This window comes from bacterium, from assembly GCA_024226335.1.
Classification (GTDB): domain Bacteria; phylum Myxococcota_A; class UBA9160; order SZUA-336; family SZUA-336; genus JAAELY01.
Window position 1 is genome coordinate 1 of sequence record JAAELY010000101.1, and the last position, 3078, is coordinate 3078.

Genomic DNA, 3078 nt, shown 5'->3' on the forward strand with positions numbered 1-3078 from the left:
GCGAGAAGCGGGAGTCGCCGCCTGAGCAAGAAGCGTGATCCGATCGCAGATCCGTAGATCTGCAGAGGGTCGCGCGACGCAGCGCAGGCGGATGCATCGCGCTTCGCAGCCGCAGCCTCCCTGTGCAGAGGTTCCCTAGGGCACTGGGTCCTAGTCGCTCGAAGGGGCTTTGCGCGAGCGACGCCCCGCGACCCGCAAGAAGAGATTGACGGCCCCGCGTGCAGCGGGTCCGACGGTGCGTGCCAGCACGCCCATGTCTGCGGCGCGACGGGTGACGAAATCGTCGATGCCGATGTCTTCGCGGAAGTCCTCCGACAGGGCTCGGACCACCCCGTCGATGGGGATCCCGGTGCCGTCGGCGATTCGCACCATGCGCTGGAAGTTTCCGATCACACCGGCTGCGTCGACCACGACCTCGGATCCCGCCGCGGCGCGCAGCGCATCGCGAGCGGTCGCCAACTCGGCTTCGTCACCCGCAACCGCCGCGCGTGCGAAGGTCATGAGTCGCTCGCCGTGTTCGATTCCGGCGTCGCCGAGCTTCTCGCCTTCGGTCACGGCGCGCACATCACCATCGCTCCCGTGAAACTCGATGCTCGCACGGAGCATCACCGCGTGGGAGGTGGTTCAGTAAAAGCACTCGTTCATGGCGGCCACGCGGGAAGCCACGAGCTCGACCTGCGATCGATCGATCGACCGTCCGGTCTCCATACCCATCATGCGATCGCGCGAAAGGTACTGCGCGTCCGACAGATCGCTCCACGCCTGGACCTGCGCGGGCACCAGGCTGAGCGCCTTGATCACGTTCGCGCTGCGGCCTCCCGGGCCACCGAGTAGCTCCTTCTCCGCGGGGTCGGCGGCCTTGAGGTCGACCATCGGCACCCAGGCGTCCTGCATGCGCACACCGGCCGGGCGGTAGTGGGTTGGTTCGCCCGGCTTCGCTTCGGGCAGGGGCTCGTACGGGAGTCCGATCGCGTGATTGAATTCGTCGATGCTGATCACGAGCACGACGACCCCGAGCGCCTCGACGTAGTTCTCGACGGAGAGTCCACCCGCGATCAACTCGTCGTGCCACTTCTGGGTGAGCCGACTCGCATCGGTGGTGACGCGGTGGATCTGATCGACCATCGCCTCGGAGAGCAGCCCGGCGTGGTCGTGATCGCCTTCGGCCGAGAACGGCGACAGAGCCGCCTTGCGCTCTGCGCAGAGGGCGCAGTTGCGAGCGCGCCGGGTTTCATCGGCAACGGCCACCCGCTCGGCACCGCTGAGCCAGGTACCGGGGGCCGCGATGTGTTGCCACGCCGCCCGATGGGCGGCGATCAGATCGGCTCTGACCGGGTCCTGACTCGCGTCGTAGCTGAAAGGCTCCATCGGATCTCCTCTCGGTGCACCCGTGGAGTATGGCACATCCGCTCGACCGGGCCTGTTAGGGGCCGCGCGCAAGAATCATCGCGAGGCCCGCGCTTCCAATCGGCGCACCTGCAATATTGTGCTTGGTGGGCCGGGCATGTCAGAATCCAGACGCCTTCTTCGTTCGGTGCTGCGGGAGTGTCTGGGCCGCGTGTGGCTACCCGTAAGGAGAAGGCAGGCTTTGCTCAATGACATTCGGAAATGGGAATGATGGCCATATCTACCACCGCAGTTTTCGATGGGCGTGAGATTTCGCGACAGGAAATCGAAGCGTGGGAACTGAAACGAGGAAGACGAGCGATTCGTCTGATCGCAGCTCACCTGGGACCACAGAGGGTTTGGGAATTCCTGTCGGACGCCGGCCTGACTCGCATCGAACCAGAATCCGTGAGTGACATGCGCCAGATGCTAGGCGTGTTGAAGGGGCGGCTTGGACCAGACGGCATTCGCGAGCTGACTCGGAGCAAGTGCAAGCGATCTCGGATCGTCATCGGGGCAGTCCTCGCGCTCTCCAGGGGCCGCAGGAAGCTGTGCACGATTGATGTGTTGGCAGAGGGAATCGGTGCGAAGGCGTATGTAGAGTGGTTCATGCGTGCCCACCATTCCAACGATGAGGCGACCATGCTCGCCGCCAATCCCGACCATTGGCTCATCAGCCTGGCAAGTGACGGCACACAGGAAGTCATCGAGACGGTGGGGAACTCGCCATTGCCCAGTCATATCTTCATCGGCTTCAACGATGAAGATAGACCGGAACTGCAGCCCGATCCGAAGTTTCCCGTCCAGATGACTGCGACCGCGCGGTTTTCGGATGGGCGAGTCGTCGGACGGGTCCGACATCAGTTCCGCGACGAAGGCAATGGGTTGCGAGCCCGGCTCGGCATCGAGATGCCGCGGGCGTTCCCTGGCCCGATCCTAAGAGGGCATTACTGGCATCTCGCCTGCGAGTTCTCGAACTGGATCGAGGCCGCCGCCCGCGATACGAGCGACTGAGGCAGAGAGGATTCCCGACCCGAGGCGCCCTCCCCACAGACCATGCTCTTTGTGTGATACCACCCGTACGGATGACCTCCCAGCCGATGGATGGTTTCATGGGAGGCGCATCTGCCAATTACGCGGAAGGACAGGAATCATGCACTCGGGTGTCCGAATCATCTTCACTGCATCGCTGGTCTCGCTGAGCGCACTCGTCCTGTCGGGTTGTCCAGACTTCGAGTCATCCAACGCCATCAATAGCGGCGAGACTCGCGGGTTGGTCGGCGCCCAGACGCAGAACGAGATGTTCGAGCCGTCTCAGGACACGATCACCCTGCGGCCGGAGGCAAACCCGGAGCGGAACGCCTACTTCGGCGATCTCCACGTCCACACCGAGTACTCCTTCGACGCCTTCGCGTTTGGCTCTCTTGCGACGCCTCGCGACGCGTATCGCTATGCCAAGGGCGAGGCGATTCCCCACCCTGCGGGCTATCAGATCCAGCTCCAGCGATCGCTCGACTTCTACGCTGTAACGGACCACGCCATGTTTCTCGGCGTCGCCAAAGAGGCTGCCGACACCCGCTCCGCTCTCTCCCGTCTGCCGATCTCCGAGTTTCTTCACGACCTGAATGCACCCGACAACCGTGGCATGGCCAGCCTCATCACGCGCGCCAAGGCCTTCGGCACCTTCGTGCC

The 3078-nt window shown here is 63.9% G+C and carries 4 protein-coding genes; 2 read left to right on the forward strand and 2 right to left on the reverse strand.

All coding sequences use genetic code 11. The features are described from left to right. Nucleotides 1-150 precede the first annotated feature (150 nt). Together GY725_04365 and GY725_04370 are read right to left on the reverse strand one after the other, a co-directional pair. The gene (locus GY725_04365) at nucleotides 151-606 is read right to left on the reverse strand and encodes a hypothetical protein (protein MCP4003410.1); all 456 of its coding nucleotides are present in this window, start codon (nucleotides 604-606) and stop codon (nucleotides 151-153) included. An 18-nt stretch (nucleotides 607-624) separates the two neighbouring features. After that, nucleotides 625-1368, reverse strand: a complete 744-nt coding sequence (locus tag GY725_04370; GenBank protein MCP4003411.1) for a hypothetical protein — start codon at nucleotides 1366-1368, stop codon at nucleotides 625-627. Between the two features lie 246 nt (nucleotides 1369-1614). On the opposite strand from GY725_04370, the gene GY725_04375 reads away from it, so the two are divergent. Both GY725_04375 and GY725_04380 read left to right on the forward strand, forming a co-directional pair. After that, entirely contained in the window at nucleotides 1615-2400 is a 786-nt protein-coding gene (locus tag GY725_04375) for a hypothetical protein (protein MCP4003412.1), read from the forward strand. 139 nt (nucleotides 2401-2539) lie between these two features. After that, a partial coding sequence (locus tag GY725_04380) for a DUF3604 domain-containing protein (GenBank protein ID MCP4003413.1) occupies nucleotides 2540-3078 on the forward strand: 539 nt, incomplete at its 3' end.

Excerpts from the sequence above, each read along its gene's own strand:
- GY725_04370 (MCP4003411.1), bottom strand. The coding sequence starts at position 1,368 with ATGGAGCCTTTCAGCTACGACGCGAGTCAGGACCCGGTCAGAGCCGAT.
- GY725_04365 (MCP4003410.1), bottom strand. The coding sequence starts at position 606 with ATGCTCCGTGCGAGCATCGAGTTTCACGGGAGCGATGGTGATGTGCGC.
- GY725_04375 (MCP4003412.1), top strand. The coding sequence starts at position 1,615 with ATGATGGCCATATCTACCACCGCAGTTTTCGATGGGCGTGAGATTTCG.